This is a genomic window from Novispirillum itersonii (assembly GCF_014205675.1).
GTDB classification, from domain to species: Bacteria; Pseudomonadota; Alphaproteobacteria; order Rhodospirillales; family Rhodospirillaceae; genus Novispirillum; species Novispirillum itersonii_A.
Window position 1 is genome coordinate 213,875 of sequence record NZ_JACIIX010000002.1, and the last position, 20,664, is coordinate 234,538.

A 20,664-nucleotide genomic window follows, 5' to 3' on the forward strand; every position below is an offset into this window, starting at 1 on the left:
TAAATGCGGCAAAGTATGTTTATGGCCGCATGTTTGACGATAAATATGTGTTATGAAGGATAAATTTTCAGGGCCTTTGCCTCATTCGCAAGTGCGAATGCGGGGGTGGAAAATTTTGCGAATAAGCGAATGCTGATTTTGACTAAAATCTTTTTGCCCTGTTTTCGACATGATGATGGCGCTATAGAAGGCGGGATTGCCCGGAGACCGATCCGCCGAGGAGTTTTGCTGCCCATGCCCGCCCGTACTGCTGCCCTGAAGCCGAGAACCGCCCGTCCGTCCCCCAAGAAGGATGTGCTGGTCGAGGTGGCGGAAGGCCTGTTTGACCGTTACGGCTTCCATGGCACCGGGATCGACCGTCTGGTGCAGGATTCCGGGGTCGCCCGCATGACCCTGTATAAACATTTTCCCACCAAGAATGCGTTGGTCCGTGCCGTGCTGGAACGGCGGGATGAGCGCTTCTGGGCCTATATCAATGACGGGGTGGCGGCGCGGGAGCAGGATGGCCCGGCGTGGCTGACCGTTTTTGATGTGCTGGGGAACTGGCTGGAAGCCGAAGGATCGCAGGGCAGCCTGCTGCTGCGGGCCTTGGCGGAGTTCTCCGGCCATGATGTGACGGTGGCCGGGGATGCCGCCTTCCGGTGCCGTGCCAGCGGAGCATGGTTCGAGGGACGGCTGGAGGCCGCCGGAATTGACCGGCCTGCTGAGCGGGGCTGGGATCTGGCCCTGCTGTTCGAGGGGGCGATGGCGATGACCCCGGTGGTCGGCGGTCAGGCTGCCGCCGGTCAGGCCCGGCATGCTGCTGCGGCACTGGCCGCAAGCTGGTAAAGGTCTGCGGTGTAGGGGCTTGGCCCCAAGGGCCGGAGTGACAGGAAAAAGGGATCCCCGATGACGTCTGAACAGTTCTCCGGTCCGCAGGATGCCTTTTTTACGGTGTTTCACGATCTGCCGCGTCAGGGGCCGGGCAGCGATGCGGTGACGCTGGCGATGATTGACCGCCTGCGCCCGTTGCTGCCCGCAGACCCCTATTGTGTTGATATGGGCTGTGGCAATGGCCGGTCCAGCCTGCTGCTGGCGGAGCATCTGGCCGCCCGGGTGGCAGCGGTGGATACCCATCAGCCGTTTCTGGATGAGCTGGCCGACACCGCCCGCCGCCGGGGGCTGGCCGAGCGTCTGGACATCCGCTGCCGGGATATGCTGGACGCCCGTCTGAAGCGCCGGACCCTTGATCTGGTGTGGTCGGAAGGGGCGGCCTATGTCGTCGGGCTGGAGGCGGCGCTGGAGCACTGGCGTCTGCTGCTGAAGCCGGGCGGGTATCTGGTGGTGTCAGACTGCATGTGGCTGCACCCGTCGCCGCCCCCGGCGGTGCGCCGGTTCTGGGAAGCGGCCTACCCTGATATGCGCACGGTGGCGGAAAGTCTGGCGGTGGCGGAACGGCTTGGCTATGCCTTCCTGCATGCCGAGACCTTGCCGGAATGCGGCTGGTGGCAGGATTATTATCTGCCGCTGGAGCGGCGGCTGGAAACTCTGGGGCCGATGGCGGAGCGCGATCCCGCGCTGGCCGGGGTGATGGCCGGGGTGCGGGATGAGATTGCCATGTACCGGGCGCATGCCGATGTTTACGGCTATGTTTTCATGGTTTTGCGCTGGCCGGGGGCCTCTGGATAAAATAATGATTTTTTGTGTTGACGGGTGGGTGGTCCCGGTCTATAAAGCGGCCCTCGCACGATGGCGGGTGTAGCTCAGTTGGTTAGAGCATCTGGTTGTGGTCCAGAGGGTCGTCGGTTCGAATCCGATCACTCGCCCCATCTTTGAAAAGGCCGGTACGTTGTACCGGCCTTTTCTTTTTGTCTGCGCAGATCTGATTTCCGTGCAGAAAAAAAAGCCCCGGTCCGAAGACGCGGGGCCATGGTCTGTCGGGTTAGCCGACCGGGATCACGTCAGCAGGGCGTAGATCATCCGCAGGCTGGTGATGAACAGGAAGAAGGCAAACACCTGCCGCAGCCGCGGGCCGTTCAGCACATGAGCCAGCCGGACGCCCCAGGGCGCGGCCAGAATGGTGGTCGGCAGGATCAGCAGCAGGCCGGGAAGGCTGATGAAGCCCAGCGACAGCGGCGGCCGCCCCGGGATATCCAGCCCGTTGATCAGAAAGCCGATGGTGCCGGGGATAGCAATCATCAGCCCGAGGGCGCTGGCGGTGCCGACCGCCCGGTGGATCGGGTAGGAGCAGGCCGACAGGATCGGCACGCTCAGGGTGCCGCCGCCGATCCCCATCAGCGCCGACAGGCCGCCGATCACCGCCCCCAGAGCCTGCCGGATCCAGCCGGTGGGCAGATGGTCGGCGACGGTCCAGCCCTCCCGCCGGAATGTCATGTTGGCAGCCACAGCCAGCGCCACCACTGCAAACACGGCGGTCAGCACCCAGCCCTTGGCCTGTGTGCCCCACAGGGTGGCGATTACCACCCCGGCAAACACGGACGGCACCCACGATTTCAACAGGGCATCATCAATGCTGCCTTTCCGGCGGTGGGCGCGGGAGGACGAGAGGGAGGTGGGAATGATGGTGGCCAGAGAGGTGCCGACCGCGACATGCATCCGCACGGCCTCATCCACACCAAGGCCGGTGAAGACGTGATACAGCACCGGAACAATCACGATGCCACCGCCGACCCCGAGCAGGCCGGACAGGATGCCGGCGGCAACGCCGGTGATCAGCAGGCCGGCTGCCAGCAGCAGCAGGTCGGGGGTCAGCAGGGACAGCAGATCCGCCATCGGGTGGGGCTCCCGTTGGAAACGTTGGGGGACAGGGGGCGACCACTGTGGGCAACCCGGTCCGGGGGCGCAAGGGGTGCAGTGCAAAAATAATGGCCCGGCGCAAGGCCGGGCCATCGGAAACAGGGGAGGGGAATGCAGTTATGACGGCAGCCGGAACAGATCTTTATACTGGTCCCGCAGCAGATTTTTCTGCACTTTGCCCATGGTGTTGCGCGGCAGCTCGTCGGTAAAGAACACCCGCTTCGGCACCTTATAATTGGCAAGGTGCTGTTTAAGGTGACCGAGGATGGCCTCCTCGCCCAGCCCGTTGGCCTTGGGCAGCAGCTTGACCACGGCAACGCCGACCTCGCCGAAATCGGGGTGCAGCACGCCGACGACGGCACTTTCATCAATGCCCGGCATGTCGTCGATCACGCCTTCGATTTCCTTCGGATAAACGTTGTAGCCGCCGGAGATGATCAGGTCCTTGGCGCGGCCGACGATGTGCAGGTAGCCTTCGGGGTCGATCTTGCCGACGTCACCGGTCTTGAACCAGCCATCGGCGGTGAATTCTTCCTTGGTCTTTTCCGGCATCCGCCAGTAGCCCAGCATGACGTTGTCGCCCTTGACCTGAATGGCCCCGACCGAGCCGGTCGGCAGGGCGGTGACGTCATCCTCGCCGACAACGCGGACGCTGACGCCGGGGAAGGGGAAGCCGACGGTGCCGGGGCGGCGCTCGGCGTCATAGGGGTTGCCGGTGTTCATCCCGGTTTCGGTCATGCCGTAGCGTTCCAGAATGGCGTGTCCGGTGCGGGAGGAGAACTGGGTGTGGGTTTCCGCCAGCAGCGGGGCGGAGCCGGAGGTGAACAGCCGCATCGTCGCGGTTGCCTCCCGCCCGAAATCCGGCTTCGACAGCAGGCGGGTATAGAAGGTCGGCACCCCCATGAACACGGTGGCCTGCGGCATCAGGCGGATCACCTCGTCGGCGTCGAACTTCGACAGCCAGATCATCCGGGCACCGGACATCAGCACGCAGTGGCAGGCGACGAACAGGCCGTGGGCATGGAAGATCGGCAGGGCATGCAGCAGCACATCCGTTCCACTGAACCGCCAGCTTTTCACCAGCGCCTCGGCATTGCTGGCAAGGTTACGGTGGGTCAGCATGGCACCTTTCGGCTTGCCGGTGGTGCCGGAGGTATACAGCATCGCCGCCAGATCATCGGGGTCGCAGGCGACAATCGGAAACTGCGGGCTGGCGTCGGCGGCGGCGTTGGGGAAGCTGCCGTCATTGCGGGTGCCAAGGGTGTAGACGTGCTCCACTCCGTGGCGGGTGGCAATGGCGCGGGTGCTGTCCTCGGCCTCCGGGCTGCACAGGATCAGCGCCGGTTCGGCATTGCTGACCAGATAGTCCACTTCGTCCGGCCGGTAGGCGGTGTTCATCGGCAGAAACACAAAGCCGCCGCGCAGGCAGGCGAGGTACACCAGCAGGGCTTCCGCAGACTTTTCGGTCTGCACCGCCACCCGGTCCCCCTTTTCCAGACCAAGGCTGCTCATGAAGTGGGCATAGCGGCCTGACCATTCGTGGGCCATGCCATAGGTGATGGTGCGACCGCCGGGGGCCTGCAACAGCACGGCGCTCTCAGACGGCGGGAAGTGGGCATACATCTTGGCGTAGAGCGAGGCGGTCATGGCGTTTCCTGTGTCCCTGTTTTTGTGCCGGCGAGGCCTTGTATACAATTGATGTCTATTTTGAATATTTATGGCGGAAAGCCAAGGAAAAAAGCACATCTTTCCGCAGCGGAAAGGACGCCTGAAAAAGCTGTTATCCGTCAAAGGATTGTCATGCGGTGATGCCCGGTGCCGCCGGGGTTGAAGGGGGTGCGGGGCTTGTATACTGTGCATGCGTCCTTTGGAATAAACCGGCGCGGCTGCCGGTCTTCCGTCCCCGGTTTCCTCCTGTCTGAGCGGAGTGCGCCAGCCATGTCCCCGACCGATCCGTCTGCCCCTTCCCTGTCCGGTTTCCCGGTATCCGACGGCGGGCTCCGTCTGAGCGTGCGGACGGAGGCATGGCCCATTGCCGGGGCGTTCACCATTTCCCGGGGGTCGAAGACGCAGGCGGATGTGGTGGTGGCGGAGGTGACGGACGGCACGGTTTCCGGCTGGGGCGAGTGTGTGCCTTATGCCCGCTATGGCGAAAGCGTCGCCGGGGTGATGGCCGAACTACAGGCGATGGCGGGGCCGCTGGCGGCTTCCGGCCTGACTCCGGAAGCCCTGTCGGAGCGGATGCCCGCCGGGGCCGCCCGCAATGCACTGGACTGTGCGCTGTGGGATTACCGGGCCAAGCTGGACGGGCAGCGGGTGATGGACCGGATCGGGATTGCCGATCCGCGCCCGGTGGTGACCGCCTATACGCTGGGCATTGATACCCCGGAGGTGATGGCGGCCAAAGCGGCGCGGGCTGCTGCGGACGGCCTGCCGCTGCTGAAGATCAAGGTCGGGGCCGATAATCCGCTGGACCGGCTGAAGGCGGTCCATGCCGCCGCGCCGCAGTGTCGGCTGATCGTTGATGCCAACGAAGGCTGGACGCTGGAGCAGCTGGCGGACCTGATGCCGCTGCTGCCCGGTCTGGGGGCGGTGCTGGTGGAGCAGCCGTTGCCCGCCGGGCAGGATGCCGGGCTGGAAGAGCTGGTGCGGGACGGGCGGATCACCGTTCCTGTCTGTGCCGACGAATCCCTGCATACGGCGGCAGATCTGCCGACCCTGCGCGGGCGGTATCAGGCCATCAATATCAAACTGGATAAGACCGGGGGCCTGACCGGGGCGCTGGCCCTGAAGGCGGCGGCGCTGGCACAGGGATTCCGGATTATGGTCGGCTGTATGGTCGGGACCTCCCTCGGGATGGCTCCGGCGATGCTGGTGGCGCAGGGCGTTGATTTCGTGGATCTGGACGGGCCGCTGCTGCTCAGCCGGGACCGGGTGCCGGGGTTGCAGTACAAGGGAACGGTGGTTTCGCCGCCAGTGCCGGAGCTGTGGGGATGATGACGGAAAGATTTTATAATAGTTCCAGCATCTTGCCGATGACGCTTTAATTCCGGGTTGAAATATCTGATGATGGCCGCTCGCGAGGGGGCTCGCACCGGCTTCTGAGGGGATCCACGTTTTGGGGCGATCCTCGGGACCGGGGTCTGTATGCGGGTCGTAAGGACCTTTCACCGGGGCCATTGCCGATGGCACCGACTTTTGCGGAAGGGGTTTGCAGTCACGCAGGTGACCCAAACTGAGGGGTGGCATGAGTCTGGGTTTGGCTGTTTCGCAGTTCTGGGCGCGGTTTGCTCCTGATATGACGCCCGATATGATCCATGGATTGATCGAGCCGTCAGTGCATTCGCCGCTGGTGCGCCGCCGTCGCGCCCAGCTGATCCTGTCACGGGTCCGCTGGGTGGCCGGTGTGTTTGCGGTATTGACCCCGCTGTGGATCGCCGTGGATGTCGTCACCTTCCCGCAGCCGCTGTGCTGGTATCTGGCCGCGCTGCGGCTGGGGGCCAGCCTGTGTTTTGGGGCTGTGGCACTGGGTTTCCGCCCGTCGGAGCGGATTGACAGCGCCCTGAAGGCGCTGGCGTCGCTGCTGGCGATTCCGGTGGTGTTCTTCCTGATCTCCGATCCGTTGCTGATGGGGTATACCTTTACGCCGTTACAGCTGGCGCTGGCGGCGGGCTATGCCTTTCTGCCCTTTGTCATGGTTGCCGGTCTGTCGGTGTTTCCCATCACCGCGCTGGAAGGGGCCCTGTTCTCCGCGCCGCTGATCCTCTCGATGGTCGGGGTGGTGATCACCGGGTATGAGCTGCTGCCGTTTTCCAGCTATCTCGGGGCGCTGTGGCTGCTGGGGTTGCTGGCGGTGGTGGCGACGCTGGCCGGGGTCAGCCAGCTGCACTTCATGATGGCGCTGGTGCAGCAGTCCAGCCATGACGGCCTGACGCGGGTATACACCCGGCGTGTGGGCGAGGAATTGCTGAGTGTTCAGTTCACCAATGCCGAGCGGGCCCGCGATCACCTGACACTGGTGTTTATCGACCTTGATGACTTCAAGAAGGTCAATGACGGATACGGCCACGAAGCCGGGGACCATACCCTGCGGGTGGCCGCCGATGCGATGAAGCGGATTCTGCGCCGGGGCGACATTGTGGTGCGCTGGGGCGGCGAAGAATTTCTGATCATCATGCCGGGCACAGATCTGACCGGGGCCCTGATCGGTATTGACCGCCTGCGGGAAACCGGCATCGGGGCCCGGCCGGACGGAACGCCGCAGACGGCTTCCATCGGGGTGGCCGAACGGATTCTCGATGCGATTTCCAACTGGGAAGATCTGGTGGAAGTGGCGGACCGGCGGATGTACATGGCCAAGAAGAACGGCAAGAACCGGGTGATCTGCGCTGACCGGCTGCCGGAGGCCGCCGATCAGCAGGTCGGCTGATCAGGCCGGAGGGTGGGGCATCAAAGAATGCCCCGCTGCCGCAGATCGGCGAGCTGTGTTTCACTCAGGTTCAGGACGGTGCGCAGCACGGCATCGGTATCAGCCCCCAGCGCCGGGCCAAGGTGATCAATCCGTCCCGGGGTTGCTGACAGGCGGGGCAGGGTGGCAGGCACGGCGACGCTGCCGAGAGTCTCCTGCGGGATCCGGACAATGGTTTCCCGTGCCGCGAAGTGCGGATCGGTAAAAATATCGGCGATGGAATTGATCGGCCCGCTCGGCACCTCGTGCCGCAGGCAGATTTCCAGAATGGCGTCCCGTGGGGCGCTGCGGGTCCAGGCCGCCACTTCCCCGTCAACAATCATTCTGTCCCGCAGACGGTCTGCGACCCGGCCGAACCGGCTGGCAAGGTCCGGGCGTTGCATGGCCTGACACAGGCGGGCGAACATCTTGTCGTTGGTGCAGGCAATCGCCATCCAGCGCCCGTCCCCGCATTCAAAATGCCCGTGCGGGCAGGCGTTCAGGGTCCCGGAGCCCTCCCGGTCGCGGACCGTTCCGGCATGGTCATAGGCCGGGGCCAGTTCGTCGAGCATGCGGAACACGCTTTCAAACAGCGCCACGTCGATATATTGCCCTTCCCCCGTGGCATCCCGGTGCCGCAGGGCCAACAGGATGCCGACCACCCCATATAGTCCGCTGATGTAATCGCCGAGGGAGGTCGAGCCGGGGGTAACCGGAACGCCGCCCGGCATGCCCGCCAGATAAGACAGGCCACCGACGGCATGGGCAATGCGGGCGAAGCCCGGGCGGTCGCGGTACGGGCCGGTCTGGCCATAGCCGGAGACCCGCAGCATCACCAGCCGGGGATTGACCGCATGCAGGGCCTGCCAGCCGAGGCCCCATTTCTCCAGCGTTCCGGGCCGGAAGTTTTCAATCACCACATCGCTGACAGCGGCCAGATCCCGGAACAGGGCGGCCCCTTCGGGGGCGCGGAGGTCAAGGGTCACCGACTTTTTGTTCCGCGCTTCCGAGAGCCAGGCGAGGGTGTCGCCGCAGGCGGTCGGGGTGCCGAACCGCCGCATCGGGTCGCCCTCGCCGGGCTGTTCGATCTTGATCACCTCAGCGCCGAACTCCGCCAGCAGTCCGGCGCTGTAGGGACCGGCGATGAAGGTTGCGGCATCCAGAACGCGCAGGCCGTCGAGCGGGCGGCGGGCAGAAGAGGAGGTCATCAGCGGGTCTCCGGTGGTGTGGGGGAGGGACGCGGCGGGCGGACCAGCCAGCAGCGGACCAGATCGGCGGCAAAGGCCGGGATTTCCCGCAGGGCGGACCGCCAGTATCCGGGGCGGCGCAGGCTGTCGGGGGGCGGAGGACAGGGAAGAAACCTGAACTTGAACCCGCTGTGGCGTCCGATGATCCGGAACGCCAGCCAGGCCCGGGGAAGATGATAGAGATCCGTCACCACAACAATGGGCTTTAAGGCGTTCTGCTTCGGGGGGGATCCCTGTTCAGTCCGGCTGGTCTGCGGGTGGTCGTAAGACCAATGCCGGTGATCATGCAGCAGAAGGTGGCAGGTATACAGGGCGTTCTCCCGGGTGGTGCGGGCCTGCGACTCGGTGATCAGGTCTGTTTCGGGGATACCCAGACGGCGGGCCTGGGCTGCCATCTCTGCCGCTTCAGTCCGCCCGGAGGGGGTTACCCCGCCGGTCATCAGGATTTTTCCAACGTTCCCGCGCTGATGCAGATGGCATCCAAAGCTGACGCGGCGCAGCAGCGCGGCCGATGCCGTGCCGTCCGGGTGCAGACGGGCGCCAAGAATTACGGCTATCGGGGCAACTTTTTGCCATTCCCTGTTTGAGATTGGTGGTCTGTCCATGCTACGGTGCGCCTCAGCCTGCAGAGTCCGATGCCCATGAAGAACATGGACATATCACGGATTTCCTTTCAAGATCAGGGCGCGGTCAGGACTACCGGGGGCAGGGAAATCCTGACGGTGGCGGGACGCGAGCGCAGAAGCATACAGGGCAGAAGTCGAAACGTTAAATGGCCGCCATCCTTACGGGTCTGACACTCTATCGCGAAAAAAGCACCGTCCGCCGCTTTGATGTGGCGGATGAGGGAGACAGCATTGTCTTTCAGGTTCGCTCCAACCGGATTTCGCTGTCCCTGAAATCGGGCCCGATTGACGAGACCGTTGTGGTGCGCGGGCAGAACATTCCGTCTACCCTGCGGGTTGCTTCGTTGGTAATCGAACAGTTCAACCGCAATCCGACACTGTTTTCGGATGAAACCACCACCCATCTGGAATGGGCCGAGATGTGGAAGCCCCGGGTTTCCAGCTACGAGAAGCAGTTTGCTTCGGAATCGTGGGTGTCCGTTCATTACGAAGGGGGACCGTCTTCACCACCAACCCGTCTCCGCAGATTGATGAGATGGAACGGATGGCGATGGGCGGCGAGATCAACGAGGATGTGATTCGCGCTGTCTGCACCAACTTTCATGGGTCGATGGAGGATATTGTTGTCCACCACGACAGTCAGACGGCAGTCGTATTCTCCCCCTTTAAGGAGTACCACCGTGCGGCGATTCTGGAACGCCGCAGTGGTAAGACCGGATCCTTCGCGGTGTCGGCCTTTCACCCCCCGAAGCCGGGCAAGCCGGTGCGGTATTCCGGTTTCATCAATTTCTGTGCTGATATCGTCGAAGCCCTGACCCTGAAGGTCTTCCTGGAGCGGATCCGGGTGATGGTGGAAGAGAACAAGGTCTACGGTTCGGCGATCACTCCGGCGCAGGTTGCCGGAGCGATGGGCCGCAAGCGCGACCTGATGCAGTTCGTGCAGTCCTATGAGCGGGCCAACCGGATTTCTTATCGCCCCGACCGGCCGGAGTTTTTCTGATCGGGTCCAGCGGTGGACTGGCAGGCGATATCCTCATTATGGCGACGACGGCGGAAGAAAACTCTTCCGCCGTTTTTGTTTTCGCGCATTGTTTTTATGCAGAGAGCAGGCCGCCTCAGGCGGGGGCTGTCGGGGCGCTGTGCCAAAAGGCTCTGTGGCCTTCGCGCGGGCGGCTTCAACCCTCTCTTTTTCTGGAAACCGCCACGCGTCACCACCCTGTTTTCACAGGGTGTGGGTTGGCTTTTTCAGCGGGGCTTGAGGCGTGCTTACTTTCCGGGTGTCCGGGACGACGGTTGGCCCGGTTTGCCAGCAGTGCCGTTGAGGCTGCCCGGCGGGGCAAGCGGGGGCAGGCGGCGCTTCATGACGGCCCGCTCGGATGCTTTCAGGGCGGCCGATGGCCCGGTGGCGGCTGTGCCGGAAGGCGTGCTGCCGGTGTTGCGGGCCGCTGCGGCTTCTCCGGCGGCGGCACGGTCAGCCTCCCGGAAGCGGCGGATTGCATCCAGTTCCGCAGCCCGCTCGCCGTTCCAGACGACCTCATGCAGGGTCTGCTCATCCCGGACCCCCTTCAGCCGTTGGGCACCGTGGCTGAACAGGCTGATGTCAGAGGCGCGGGAAACCTGCTCGTGGGTGGCCGGGCCAATCCAGATCTGGTCCATGCCCGCCGCGGCGCAGACGCGGGCCGCCACCTGTACGGTGGCCCCGAAGTAATCATTTTCCTCGATGATCGGCTCACCGGTGTTCATGCCGATCCGCAGGTGCAGGGGCTGCTTGGTCCATTTCTGGTTATGGGCTTTGACCGCGCGCTGGATCTGGATCGACGCCCGCACCGCATCAATGGCTTCATCGAAGCTGGCCATGATGCCATCGCCGGTGTGTTTGACTTCCTTGCCCCGGTTCTGGGACAGGGCATTCCGGACAATGGTGTTATGGGCGCGGATCACATCCTGTGCCGCAGCGTCGCCCATGGCGTGCGTCATGTCGGTGGAACCGATCATGTCGGTGAACAGGATCGTCACCATGCTGTTGGCGAGCTGGCGGGTCTGCGGGGTATTCCAGTCCTTCATGACCCCGCCAAGGGCATGGAAGGGGTCGGTGTCGCCGGTCAGGTGATGCTGCATGGCGATACGCCCGGCCTCGATCATCGCCTGATAGCGGGGTTCGGTGTTGTAGGTTTCCAGCCGCAGGATCAGGTGGCGGGCCTGTTCCGGCTTGCTGCCGACGACCTCGACGGCTTCCCGGACCAGAGCAGCCTGTTCGTCCTGCGACAGGGCGCGGGTGGTGGCAAGGGCGGCACAGGCCCCGGCGAGATACAGGTTCACCCCAAACTTATTGTATGCATCCAGAACCGGCTGGGTTGTCTTCAGGGCGGCAATCACTTCCCCGAGGAAGCGCATGATGGTGACCCGGGCCTGCTCATAAGCCTGCGACAGGCTCTGTTCGGCGGTAAAGGGTTCCGGTGCTTCCGCCGCTTCAAAGGCGGCAGCGGCTGCGTCTGCCGAAGCGGCAAGGGCGGCTTCCTGTGCGGCCTGCCGGTCGGCCTTGCGCTTTTCGGCCTCTTCCTTCAGGCGCTTCTGCTCCTTAAGGGCTTCTGCCACCTGCCGGGCCCGCTCTTTGTCGGGGTCGTGTTCTTCCTGCACCGTGGAGCCGGGCCACGGGGCCTCATCGGGGAGGATGGCATCCAGCGGGTCCTTCCGCTCTTCCGCCGGTTTGGGGTCGGTAGCGGCCTCGGGAGCCTGCGCAGTCTTGGGGGCAAAATCATCCGGGTGATAATCCTGCGCTCCGGCCGGGGCAACATCATGGTGATGCCCGGCGGTCCGGCGGCGAAACCCTTGCAGGGGAACGTAATTGGAGACCATCGGGACGACGCTGATCAGGAACAGGGTGACGAAGACCCCGAACAGCAGGGCGGATTGCGTCGAGCCACTCAACGGCAGTCCGGTGCGGGCCAGCTGGGTCAGGATCAGGGAACACACCCCGGTGCCGCAGATGGCGATGATCAGCGACAGGATCAGGACCATCAGCAGGCGGAACACAAAGTCCCCGGCCCCGGCCTTGTCGGTCTGGCCATGGCTATTGAGGATATCGCTTTCGGAGAAGGGGCTGAGGTCGCTGTCGCCAAAGCCGCCGGCACTGCCGCCCCGGCTCCCGGCGGCGCCTTTGCGCTGACCGCGCTTGCCGCTCTGTCCCGGCATTTCCGGCCGGGGTTTGATCTTGCCGGTGTACACGACCCGCTCTTCCGAGAAATTGTTCTCAGAGTAATAGGTGTCCCGCACCACCTTGACCGGTGCCTTGGCGTAATACTCGATATTTTTTGCCTCTTCGATTGCCCCGGCGCGGTCGTCGCTGGGGAAACGGCCCTGCAGAACCCAGCCCTGCTCGGTTTGTGCGTAGACCTCGAAGTTGACGGTTGTCGGCATGGCGGAGGGCGGATCACTTCTGTTGGGACAGGGGAAAGAGGCAGATAGGGTGTGATGGCAAGCCGAGTCCAGATCTTAACCCATTTTATCAGGGCTGACCTGTGATGAAGTGACAATCTTTCGTGAGATTGCGGTATCCGGCTGCCCTTGGTCTGCGAAGAAGGGGCTGGCTGGATCCCGACTTCCGGGAGCCGTAAAGCAGAACGCCCGGCGTAAGCCGGGCGTCTGGGAAAACCGAGATCGGATCGGGTCGATTAGACCTTGAGGCCGAACTTGGCAAACTTGTTGTTAAACTTAGCCAGCTGACCAGCGGTGTCGACCAGACGGTGAACGCCAGTCCAGGCCGGATGAGACTTCGGGTCGATATCCAGCCGGAGAGTGTCCGCCTTCATGGTCGAGCGGGTCTTAAACTCGGAACCATCCGTCATGATGACGGTGATTTCGTGGTATTCGGGATGGATATCCTTTTTCATAACCCAGCTCTCCAAAAAACGAGCCGCCTATATACGCGGCAGATTGTGACCATGCAAGGGGAAAGGCAGACAGAAGCGGCAAAAAGCGCCGCTGTCCACAGGATTCCGCTCAGCGCTGGTCAAGTTTCAGTTCAATCCGGCGGTTTCGGGCCAGAACGTCGGGTGACGATCCCATTTCCAGCGGCTGGAATTCGCCAAAGCCGGCGGCGGCCAGACGCGACGGATCGATTCCCTGCGAGATCAGATAGTTCACCACCGAGATGGCCCGGGCCGATGACAGGTCCCAGTTGGAACGGAACTGCGGAGTCGCGATCGGGCGGCTGTCGGTATGGCCATCAACCCGCAGGATCCAGTTCACATCCGCCGGGATGGTTTTGGCGATATCCAGCAGGGTGCGGGCCAGCCGCCCGAGCTGCTGCTGCCCGGCGGGCTGAAGGTCAGCCGAACCGGAGGGGAACAGGACCTCGGACTGGAACACAAAGCGGTCGCCTTCAATCCGCACGTCCTTACGGTCACCCAGAACGGAGCGCAGGCGGCCGAAAAACTCCGACCGGTACTTCTGCAATTCCTGCACCTTGGTGGCAAGGGCCCGGTTGAGCTGCTTGCCAAGATCGGAAATCTGCACTTCCTGGGTCTTGTTCGCCCGTTCCGCCGCATCGAGGGAGTCGGCAAGGCGGGCCATTTCCTGTTGCAGGGCGTCCAGCTGCTGGCGCAGCATGGCGGCCTGAGCCCGGGCCTGATCGGAAATGCGCTCCTGTTCCTGTAGTTTGCCTTTTCCGTCATCAAGGGACCGGTCTTTGTCGGAGATGGTCTTCTCGAGGGTGGCTTTCAGGGCCTGAAGGGCTTCGATATCCGCTGCCAGTTTGGCGGCTTCGGCGGTTTTCTGGGCACTCAGGTCCTCCAGCGCCTTGGCTTTGCTGGTCAGAACGGTCAGTTCGCCGCTCAGGCGCTCGGTTTCAGCGGTCAGTCCGGCGTTGGACTGCCGTTCCATCTTCAGCAGGTTGGCCATTTCCGACATCTGCGCGGTCAGGCGACCCAGTTCCGCTTCCTGCCCCGACAGAGCCCGGCCCATGAAGAACTGCGCCATGACAAACACCAGCAGCACGAACATCAGGATGATGATCAGGTTGCCGAGGGCATCGACAAAGCCCGGCCAGATATCAACGGTCTGACGGTTGCGGCGCAGCGCCATGGCGCACAGCCCTCCTGTTTCGGGTCCGGTCCGGATCAGGCCCGGCCGTCTTCGGCCAGTGCGGCGATGGTGCGGGCCAGAAGTTTGATTTCGCTGCGGATTTCTTTCACCGCATCATCCCGGCCCCGGCTGGCCTCGTCGACCAGACGGGTCAGGGCGACATCCATGTTGCGCAGGTGGGACCGGCTGGTGTCATCAATGCCGCCGCCGGACAGCGGGCGGCTGAGGGTTTCGGTCAGGCGGGCGATCAGGCCCTTCAGCTCCATCTGGCTTTCGGCCATCCGCAGCAGCACCTGCTGTTCCGCCCGCATCTGATCGGTCAGGGTGGACAGGCGGTCAACCAGATCGCGCTGATAGGTGACAGCGGTGCTGCGGGACTCTTCGCCGCGGGTCAGCACCCGCTGCAACTCGTCGATACTTTCGGCGGTCTGTTCCAGCAGGGCCTGAATGTAGGCCGGAACCGACTGTTCCCCATCACCGACCGATCCGCCGGAGGTCAGCCGGGTAATACCGGACAGCCATTCTTCCAGATCGTTGTAAAATGCGTTCTGGGCCTGCCCGAGCTGAAGGTCAAGGAAGCCGAGGATCAGCGATCCGCACAGGCCGAACAGCGAGGCGGAGAACGACGTTCCCATGCCGTGCAGCGGCTTTTCCAGTCCCTGCTTCAGCAGTTCGAACATCGCGGCGGTATCGCCCTGCGCCGACACTTCCAGCGACCCGATCACCTGCGAGATGGTGCCGACGGTTTCCAGCAGGCCCCAGAAGGTGCCGACCAGCCCGAGAAAGATGCACAGGCCGACAAAATAGCGGGACAGATCACGGGCTTCGTCGAGGCGGGCGGCGATCCCATCCAGCAGGGTCCGCATCGCCGGGGCCGACAGGGTAAACCGTCCGCCGCGCCCCTTATGCTCTTCCAGCATGGTTGCCATTGGCGACAGCAGGCGCAGGCGTCCGGCGGTGGCCGAGGTCATCGTCTGGTCTTTACGGAAACTTTCAGCCCACGCCACTTCCGGTGACAGCAGCAGGACCTGCCGGACATTCAGCAGGATACCGACCACCAGAACCCCGATGATCAGGCCGTTGAGGGCCGGATTGGACATGAAATAGGGGATGACACCGTTTGACAGCAGCCCGGCGACACCGACAACCGCAGCCAGAAACAGGCCCATGCGGAGCAGGAAGCGGGTGGGACGGGTCATACGCATCACTTCAGACCTCTCAGCGGCGTTACTCAACGGCAGCGTACAGATTCAGCAGGGCTGTGTCGGTTACGATCCGGCGAAAAGATCGACCCGGTCGGCACTGCCGCCCTGCGACTGGTCACCCAGCGCCCGCACATCAATCCGGTTGGAGGCAATGCCCTTGTCAATCAGATAGGTCCGGACCGCCAGCGCCCGGCTGAGCGAGGTACGCCGGGCTTTCGACGGATTGTCGCGGTCGCCGCTGGCATAGGCGAGAACCTGAACCGAGCCGCTGCTGCCCAGCTTGGCAAGGCTTGCGTCGAGGGCGGCGCGGGCATCAGCCGACAGATCCGTCTGGCTGCTGCTGAACGACAGGGTGGTCAGGGCGCTGCCGGACACGGCAGGGGCGGCAGGGCGGCTGACAGCGGCCGGAGCCGGGTCCGTCGCCGGGGCGGAAGCGGTCTGCTGCGGGGCGGGTTCGGCCGGAGCCGGGGTGGGGGGGCTTTCCGCGACAGGCGCGGGGGCCGGAGGCGGAGCGACCGCCGCCGGAGCCGAGGTGACCGGATCGCTGGCCGTCGGCGTGCTGCCGGTTTGCGTGCTGGCGGCTGGCGGCACCGGAACCAGTTCCGGCAGTTCCGTCAGTCCGGGGGGATGGGCCATGCCCGGCGGGGGTGTCAGGGTGACAACGCCATGGCCTTTCGGCGGCATCAGGCCGGGGTTAACCAGCATGCGGCTGTGGATGCCCCGGTTGGGGTCAGGCTGAAGCAGCATCCCGCGGGAGCCGGTGGCCGACGGGCTGGCGGCGGGTTGCCCCGGACGACCGAGCAGCAGGTCCGGCAGATTGCTGCCGCCGCCAAGGTCTTCCAGCGCGCCCATGTCGACCATCACCCCGGACGTGTCAGCGCTGTTATAGGCCCCGCGTGCCTCCGCCCGGTGCGGAGAGGCAACCGAAAGAGCCAAGGCCAGAACCAGCACACTGCTGCCGCTGCTCATCAACCGGGATACGTGACGCACGAGGCGGTCTCCCCTACTGCCCAGAAACCACAGAAAGAATCAAAAGGTTGTGCGACGGCGGAAACGTGCCGCGTCCACCGGTGAGGCAGACATACAACCGCCGACACTATACCATTCCCCGCCCGGTCAGCAAGCTGCATGGGATTGATCCGGGGGCAGAGGGCGGGGGGATGGCGCGAAAAACCCGGCAGGATGGATCCGGCCGGGTTTTCGGGGTCTGTGCCGATCCGGGGGATCAGCCTTCGGTACCGGAAGTGTCGGCTTTTGCCGCCTCAACCTTCGCGGCTTCGGGCTTGCGGTCCTTCAGCAGGGCCAGCAGGCCGTAGTGCAGCGGCTCGTTGGAGGCCAGCAGCGCCCCGGAGGCGACCGGATCGGCAATTTTGGCGTCAAGGGTGGACACATACCCGCCGGCTTCGCGCACCATCAGCACCCCGGCGGCGACGTCCCAGGCGTTCAGGTGGGTTTCCCAGTAGGCGTCATAGCGCCCGGCGGCGGTCCAGGCCAGGTCGAGGGCAGCCGCGCCCATGCGGCGGACCCCGGCGGTGGAGGCCATCACCTTCTGGAGCTGACGCAGGAACGCCGGATGCTCGCCACGGCCCTTGTGCGGAATGCCGGTGGCGACGACGCATTCGTCGATCTTGCGGCGGCCGGAGACGCGCATGCGGCGGTCGTTCCAGAAGGCGCCGCCGCCCTTTTCGGCGGTGAACAGATCATTGGTGATGGGATTGAAGATAATCCCGGCGACCATCTCTCCGGCCCGCTCCAGCCCGATGGAAATGGCGAAATGCGGAATGCCGTGCAGGAAGTTGGTGGTGCCGTCCAGCGGATCAATGATCCAGCGGTGTTCGGTGTCGCTGCCTTCGATCACGCCGCCTTCTTCCAGCAGAAAGCTGAAGCCGGGGCGGGCCTTTTCCAGTTCGCGGCGCAGGATCTTTTCAGCGCGCAGGTCGGCGGCGCTGACGAAATCACCGATGCTCTTCACGGAAACCTGAAGCTGTTCCAGTTCGCCGAAGTCACGGATCAGGCCCTTGGCGGCCTTCTCAGCGGCCATGACCATAACATTAAGGGTGGGAGAGCGCAGAGCCATAGCCGCACAACGTCCTTGCACAAGAGAGATTCACGATGGAGACCCGCAGGTGCCGGGGCACCGGAGAACGATGGCGGCCAGTATGCCGCATCAGGCCGGGGTCTGAAACAGGAAGGCGAGCAGTCCTGCCATGCGGAATGCTCGCCTTTCAAAACAGCGGTAAGAGCGATCAGCCCTTGAAACGTTCGACGTAGGCGCACTCTTCGGTGTTGACCACGATCTTGGTGCCGGCATCGATGTGCGGCGGGATCATGACGCGCATGCCGTTGTCCAGCATCCCCGGCTTGTAGGAGGAGGACGCGGTCTGCCCCTTCACCACCGGTTCGCATTCAGTCACGGTCAGCACGACGGTGGTCGGCAGCTTCACCGAAACCGGCTTGCCTTCGATCAGGTCGATCACCACTTCCATGCCGTCCTGCAGGAAGCCGCCCTTTTCACCGACGAGTTCAACGTTCAGCGGGAACTGGTCGAAGGTTTCCTTGTCCATGAAGTTGAAGCCCGACTCGTCCTGGAACAGGTAGGTGCAGTCGATCTGACGCACATCCAGCTTTTCCACGGTGTCGGCGGTGCGCCAGCGGGCGTTGGACTTGTTGCCGGTATCAACGTCGCGGATTTCAACGGTGATGAAGGCGCCGCCCTTGCCCGGCTGCACGATCTGGGTCTTCAGGACGCTCCAGCTCCGGCCTTCGTGCTCGATGACCATGCCGGGACGGATCAGGTTGGCGTTAATCTTCATGGCGTCGTTACTTCTGGAAATGTTCGGGGAATTCTGGCGCGCTTCTTAACAGGTCGTTGGCAGCTTGGCAACAGCATGTCTGGGCCGGTATAAACGGCGTATTATGACTGACTCCCGCGATACCGCCCCGTCTGCCGCCGCGTCCCTGCCCTCCACCCGCCGCTGGTGGAGCCGGGATGAATTGATCCGTAAACGTCCGTTCCTGCTGGAGCGGCAGCGCATTGTCGCGGAAATCCGCGCCTTTTTCACCCGGCAGGGCCTGCTGGAGGTGGAGACGCCGGTGTTGCAGCTGTCGCCGGGGCTGGAACCGCATCTGCGGGCTTTTTCCACCACGCTGGAAGAGCCGTTCGCCAGCCGCGACCGCACCGTTTTCCTGCACACCAGTCCTGAATTCGCCATGAAGAAACTTCTGGCAGGGGGACTCGGCCCGATGTTTCAGATGGCGCGGGTGTTCCGCAACGGCGAACGCTCGGAGCGGCATCACCCGGAGTTCACCATGCTGGAATGGTACCGGCCGGGCGCAACCTACCGCGACCTGATGGATGACTGCGACGGCCTGTTTGCCGCCGTCGGCCTCTCCGGCCCGTGTGAGCGCCTGACCGTGCAGGATGCCTTTCTGCGCTATGCCGGGATTGATGTGCTGGGCACCGTTGATGACCCGTATTCTCCGGCCCCGGATCCGACCCGCCTGAAGGCAGAGGCGGCCCGGATTGGCATCTATACCGGCGGGAACGACAGCTGGGATGATGCCTTCTTCCATATCTTTCTGGAAAAGATTGAGCCGCGTCTGGGCGAGGAACGCCCGGTGATCCTGCACGACTGGCCCGCCTCGATGGCGGCGCTGTCGCGGCGGTCAGCGGAGGATGTGCGGGTCTGCGAACGCTTCGAGATCTATCTGCGTGGGGTTGAACTGGCCAATGCCTTCGGCGAACTGACTGATCCGGTGGAGCAGCGGCGGCGCTTTGAACACGACATGGATCTGAAGGAGCGCCTCTACGGTCTCCGCTATCCGATTGACGACAGTTTCATCGAGGCTGTGGGCCAGTTGCCGGACTGTGCCGGGATTGCGCTGGGGGTTGACCGGCTGGTGATGGCGGTGACCGGTGCCACCCGCATTGAAGATGTGCTGTGGGCGGAAGTGGACTGACCGCTGCGGAGGTGGCTTTCCTGATGCCGGTCTGGTCCCGGTCGCGTGATCGGGCAAGGCCGATGTCAGCCGGGCGGAAGCAGGGGCTCATAGCGCCGGTCAGTGAGGGCGCGCAGGAACGCCACCAGTGCATCCACCCGTTTGTCATCCAGTGCCGGGCCGGATTCCAGTTCTTTGCGGGAAACGGTGGCGGGGAATTCCGGCGGGCCGAACGGTTTTCCGGTTTCCGGGTTGATCTTCCGCTGCGGGTTGCGGGTGTTGAAGGTGTTGTAGAACAGAATCACCGTCCGCAGATCCCGGAAGGCCCCGTTGTGCATATAGGGGGCGGTGACGGCGACATTGCGCAGGGTCGGCACCTTGACTTTGCCGGTCTGCGCCGCCGCGTCGGCAAGCTGCGGATGGTCGGCCAGTCCGCGGTCGGCCTCTTTCTTCTTATAGCCGAACAGGGTCCGGGCCTGCGGATCGGCAGGCACGCCGATGTTGTGGTACTGGTAATTGCTGAAGGTTTCCTCCGCCATACCCCCCTGCGGTTGCAGCTGGTGGCACTGGCGGCAGTTGGTGAACTGATTGGAGAAGAACAGGGTGCGGCCCAGTTCCTCCTGCGGGGTCAGGGTCAGTTCTCCGCGCAGGGCCCGGTCATAGCGGGAATCAAAGGCGGAAAACTCCTGCGTCCGCTCATAGGCCGCCAGCGCCCGGGTCATGGCGGCATAGGCCCCGTCGGCGGTGTCCAGCGTGCCGGGGCCGTACAGGGCCGGGAAGGCCGCCACATAGGCCGGGTTTTCCCGTAACCGGTCGCGGACGGCGGCTTTGTCCGGCATCCCCATTTCTTTGGGGTTCAACGGCGGCCCGCCTGCCTGATCTTCCAGCGTGGCGGCCCGGCCATCGTGGAACTGACCGCCGGAATAAACTCCCCCGGCGGACCGGCTGAACGGCGGGCTGAACCGGGCGTAGGCGGCGGTCGGGGTGTTGCGGTTGCCAAAGGATTTTCCATCATCCCCCAGTGATAACTTTCCGACGGCGGCGGTGGGGCGCGGGTCGGTGAACGCGGCGGCGGGGTCGTGGCAGGTGGCGCAGGCCTGAGTGCGGTTCTTCGACAGGGCGGTATCAAAGAACAGGGCCTCGCCGAGCGCCTCCGGTGTCGCGTAATCCGCTGCCCGGGCGATGGGGGACAGCGCGAACAGGGCGGTCAGGGCGGCGGCAGAGAAACAGGGCAGGGCGCGCATGGTCAGATCTCCCGGACAGGGTGGGCCTACCTTACCCGGTCTCGGATAGTCCTTCAATAATTATGGAAATGCGACGCA

At 63.9% G+C, this 20,664-nt stretch carries 19 protein-coding genes and 1 tRNA gene; 8 read left to right on the forward strand and 12 right to left on the reverse strand.

All coding sequences use genetic code 11. The features are described 5' to 3' along the window. The first annotated feature begins 234 nt into the window (after window positions 1-234). The 3 genes from FHS48_RS04190 to FHS48_RS04200 all read left to right on the forward strand — a co-directional run bounded on the left by FHS48_RS04190 (window position 235) and on the right by FHS48_RS04200 (window position 1,808). Window positions 235-828: a TetR/AcrR family transcriptional regulator gene (locus FHS48_RS04190; protein WP_184261725.1), complete on the forward strand. Its 594-nt coding sequence runs from the start codon at window positions 235-237 to the stop codon at window positions 826-828. Window positions 829-888: 60 nt separating this feature from the next. Next, on the forward strand, window positions 889-1,668 hold the full coding sequence (locus tag FHS48_RS04195; protein WP_184261727.1) for an SAM-dependent methyltransferase: 780 nt from the start codon (window positions 889-891) through the stop codon (window positions 1,666-1,668). Between the two features lie 63 nt (window positions 1,669-1,731). Next, a tRNA-His gene (locus tag FHS48_RS04200) sits at window positions 1,732-1,808 on the forward strand. Between the two features lie 127 nt (window positions 1,809-1,935). On the opposite strand, the gene FHS48_RS04205 is transcribed toward FHS48_RS04200, so the two are convergent. Both FHS48_RS04205 and FHS48_RS04210 read right to left on the reverse strand, forming a co-directional pair. After that, entirely contained in the window at window positions 1,936-2,772 is an 837-nt protein-coding gene (locus FHS48_RS04205) for a sulfite exporter TauE/SafE family protein (protein ID WP_184261729.1), read from the reverse strand. A gap of 141 nt (window positions 2,773-2,913) precedes the next feature. Next, window positions 2,914-4,443 carry a malonate--CoA ligase gene (locus FHS48_RS04210; protein WP_184261731.1) on the reverse strand — a complete coding sequence of 510 codons (1,530 nt, stop codon included), beginning with the start codon at window positions 4,441-4,443 and terminating at the stop codon, window positions 2,914-2,916. A gap of 291 nt (window positions 4,444-4,734) precedes the next feature. On the opposite strand from FHS48_RS04210, the gene dgcA reads away from it, so the two are divergent. Together dgcA and FHS48_RS04220 are read left to right on the forward strand one after the other, a co-directional pair. Then, on the forward strand, window positions 4,735-5,793 hold the full coding sequence (gene dgcA, locus FHS48_RS04215; RefSeq protein ID WP_184261733.1) for an N-acetyl-D-Glu racemase DgcA: 1,059 nt from the start codon (window positions 4,735-4,737) through the stop codon (window positions 5,791-5,793). A gap of 250 nt (window positions 5,794-6,043) precedes the next feature. Next, window positions 6,044-7,225 carry a GGDEF domain-containing protein gene (locus FHS48_RS04220; protein WP_311769078.1) on the forward strand — a complete coding sequence of 394 codons (1,182 nt, stop codon included), beginning with the start codon at window positions 6,044-6,046 and terminating at the stop codon, window positions 7,223-7,225. Window positions 7,226-7,245: 20 nt separating this feature from the next. Here FHS48_RS04220 and FHS48_RS04225 read toward each other — a convergent pair whose 3' ends face one another. After that, window positions 7,246-8,451 (reverse strand): CaiB/BaiF CoA transferase family protein, encoded by a 1,206-nt coding sequence (locus FHS48_RS04225; protein ID WP_184261735.1) that lies wholly within the window; start codon window positions 8,449-8,451, stop codon window positions 7,246-7,248. After that, window positions 8,451-9,095 carry a YdcF family protein gene (locus tag FHS48_RS04230; RefSeq protein WP_184261737.1) on the reverse strand — a complete coding sequence of 215 codons (645 nt, stop codon included), beginning with the start codon at window positions 9,093-9,095 and terminating at the stop codon, window positions 8,451-8,453. Before FHS48_RS04230 ends, FHS48_RS04225 begins: the two co-directional genes overlap by 1 nt. Window positions 9,096-9,262: 167 nt before the next feature. On the opposite strand from FHS48_RS04230, the gene FHS48_RS20010 reads away from it, so the two are divergent. Next, window positions 9,263-9,694: a hypothetical protein gene (locus tag FHS48_RS20010; RefSeq protein ID WP_260402329.1), complete on the forward strand. Its 432-nt coding sequence runs from the start codon at window positions 9,263-9,265 to the stop codon at window positions 9,692-9,694. Continuing rightward, entirely contained in the window at window positions 9,652-10,116 is a 465-nt protein-coding gene (locus FHS48_RS20015) for a hypothetical protein (RefSeq protein ID WP_260402330.1), read from the forward strand. The genes FHS48_RS20010 and FHS48_RS20015 overlap by 43 nt, the downstream gene beginning before the upstream one ends. 266 nt (window positions 10,117-10,382) lie before the next feature. Here the strand turns inward: FHS48_RS20015 and FHS48_RS04240 are convergent, their stop codons facing one another. From FHS48_RS04240 to efp, 7 genes are all read right to left on the reverse strand, one after another. Then, the gene (locus FHS48_RS04240; protein WP_184261739.1) at window positions 10,383-12,533 is read right to left on the reverse strand and encodes an adenylate/guanylate cyclase domain-containing protein; all 2,151 of its coding nucleotides are present in this window, start codon (window positions 12,531-12,533) and stop codon (window positions 10,383-10,385) included. A 254-nt stretch (window positions 12,534-12,787) separates the two neighbouring features. After that, on the reverse strand, window positions 12,788-13,006 hold the full coding sequence (gene rpmE, locus FHS48_RS04245) for a 50S ribosomal protein L31 (RefSeq protein WP_184261741.1): 219 nt from the start codon (window positions 13,004-13,006) through the stop codon (window positions 12,788-12,790). Window positions 13,007-13,115: 109 nt separating this feature from the next. Beyond that, window positions 13,116-14,198 carry a peptidoglycan -binding protein gene (locus FHS48_RS04250; protein WP_184261743.1) on the reverse strand — a complete coding sequence of 361 codons (1,083 nt, stop codon included), beginning with the start codon at window positions 14,196-14,198 and terminating at the stop codon, window positions 13,116-13,118. A 35-nt stretch (window positions 14,199-14,233) separates the two neighbouring features. Beyond that, entirely contained in the window at window positions 14,234-15,403 is a 1,170-nt protein-coding gene (locus tag FHS48_RS04255; RefSeq protein ID WP_184261745.1) for a flagellar motor protein MotA, read from the reverse strand. A 63-nt stretch (window positions 15,404-15,466) separates the two neighbouring features. Then, complete coding sequence (locus FHS48_RS20385; RefSeq protein ID WP_184261747.1) at window positions 15,467-16,393, reverse strand: OmpA family protein; 927 nt, start codon at window positions 16,391-16,393, stop codon at window positions 15,467-15,469. Window positions 16,394-16,628: 235 nt separating this feature from the next. Beyond that, on the reverse strand, window positions 16,629-17,480 hold the full coding sequence (locus FHS48_RS04265) for an inositol monophosphatase family protein (protein WP_184261749.1): 852 nt from the start codon (window positions 17,478-17,480) through the stop codon (window positions 16,629-16,631). 169 nt (window positions 17,481-17,649) lie between these two features. Then, window positions 17,650-18,216, reverse strand: coding sequence for an elongation factor P (gene efp, locus FHS48_RS04270; protein WP_184261751.1), 567 nt, complete (start codon window positions 18,214-18,216; stop codon window positions 17,650-17,652). A gap of 103 nt (window positions 18,217-18,319) precedes the next feature. Between efp and epmA the strand changes: the two genes are divergently transcribed. Next, window positions 18,320-19,363 carry an EF-P lysine aminoacylase EpmA gene (gene epmA, locus FHS48_RS04275; RefSeq protein ID WP_260402331.1) on the forward strand — a complete coding sequence of 348 codons (1,044 nt, stop codon included), beginning with the start codon at window positions 18,320-18,322 and terminating at the stop codon, window positions 19,361-19,363. 65 nt (window positions 19,364-19,428) lie between these two features. Here the strand turns inward: epmA and FHS48_RS04280 are convergent, their stop codons facing one another. Further along, window positions 19,429-20,586 carry a cytochrome-c peroxidase gene (locus tag FHS48_RS04280; RefSeq protein WP_184261755.1) on the reverse strand — a complete coding sequence of 386 codons (1,158 nt, stop codon included), beginning with the start codon at window positions 20,584-20,586 and terminating at the stop codon, window positions 19,429-19,431. Window positions 20,587-20,664 lie beyond the last annotated feature (78 nt).

Excerpts from the sequence above, each read along its gene's own strand:
- FHS48_RS20010 (WP_260402329.1), top strand. The coding sequence starts at position 9,263 with ATGGCCGCCATCCTTACGGGTCTGACACTCTATCGCGAAAAAAGCACC.
- FHS48_RS04255 (WP_184261745.1), bottom strand. The coding sequence starts at position 15,403 with ATGCGTATGACCCGTCCCACCCGCTTCCTGCTCCGCATGGGCCTGTTT.
- FHS48_RS04220 (WP_311769078.1), top strand. The coding sequence starts at position 6,044 with ATGAGTCTGGGTTTGGCTGTTTCGCAGTTCTGGGCGCGGTTTGCTCCT.
- efp (WP_184261751.1), bottom strand. The coding sequence starts at position 18,216 with ATGAAGATTAACGCCAACCTGATCCGTCCCGGCATGGTCATCGAGCAC.
- FHS48_RS04250 (WP_184261743.1), bottom strand. The coding sequence starts at position 14,198 with ATGGCGCTGCGCCGCAACCGTCAGACCGTTGATATCTGGCCGGGCTTT.
- FHS48_RS04225 (WP_184261735.1), bottom strand. The coding sequence starts at position 8,451 with ATGACCTCCTCTTCTGCCCGCCGCCCGCTCGACGGCCTGCGCGTTCTG.
- epmA (WP_260402331.1), top strand. The coding sequence starts at position 18,320 with ATGACTGACTCCCGCGATACCGCCCCGTCTGCCGCCGCGTCCCTGCCC.
- FHS48_RS20015 (WP_260402330.1), top strand. The coding sequence starts at position 9,652 with ATGGAACGGATGGCGATGGGCGGCGAGATCAACGAGGATGTGATTCGC.
- FHS48_RS04190 (WP_184261725.1), top strand. The coding sequence starts at position 235 with ATGCCCGCCCGTACTGCTGCCCTGAAGCCGAGAACCGCCCGTCCGTCC.
- FHS48_RS04280 (WP_184261755.1), bottom strand. The coding sequence starts at position 20,586 with ATGCGCGCCCTGCCCTGTTTCTCTGCCGCCGCCCTGACCGCCCTGTTC.
- rpmE (WP_184261741.1), bottom strand. The coding sequence starts at position 13,006 with ATGAAAAAGGATATCCATCCCGAATACCACGAAATCACCGTCATCATG.
- FHS48_RS04230 (WP_184261737.1), bottom strand. The coding sequence starts at position 9,095 with ATGGACAGACCACCAATCTCAAACAGGGAATGGCAAAAAGTTGCCCCG.
- FHS48_RS04195 (WP_184261727.1), top strand. The coding sequence starts at position 889 with ATGACGTCTGAACAGTTCTCCGGTCCGCAGGATGCCTTTTTTACGGTG.
- dgcA (WP_184261733.1), top strand. The coding sequence starts at position 4,735 with ATGTCCCCGACCGATCCGTCTGCCCCTTCCCTGTCCGGTTTCCCGGTA.
- FHS48_RS04265 (WP_184261749.1), bottom strand. The coding sequence starts at position 17,480 with ATGGCTCTGCGCTCTCCCACCCTTAATGTTATGGTCATGGCCGCTGAG.
- FHS48_RS04240 (WP_184261739.1), bottom strand. The coding sequence starts at position 12,533 with ATGCCGACAACCGTCAACTTCGAGGTCTACGCACAAACCGAGCAGGGC.
- FHS48_RS04210 (WP_184261731.1), bottom strand. The coding sequence starts at position 4,443 with ATGACCGCCTCGCTCTACGCCAAGATGTATGCCCACTTCCCGCCGTCT.
- FHS48_RS04205 (WP_184261729.1), bottom strand. The coding sequence starts at position 2,772 with ATGGCGGATCTGCTGTCCCTGCTGACCCCCGACCTGCTGCTGCTGGCA.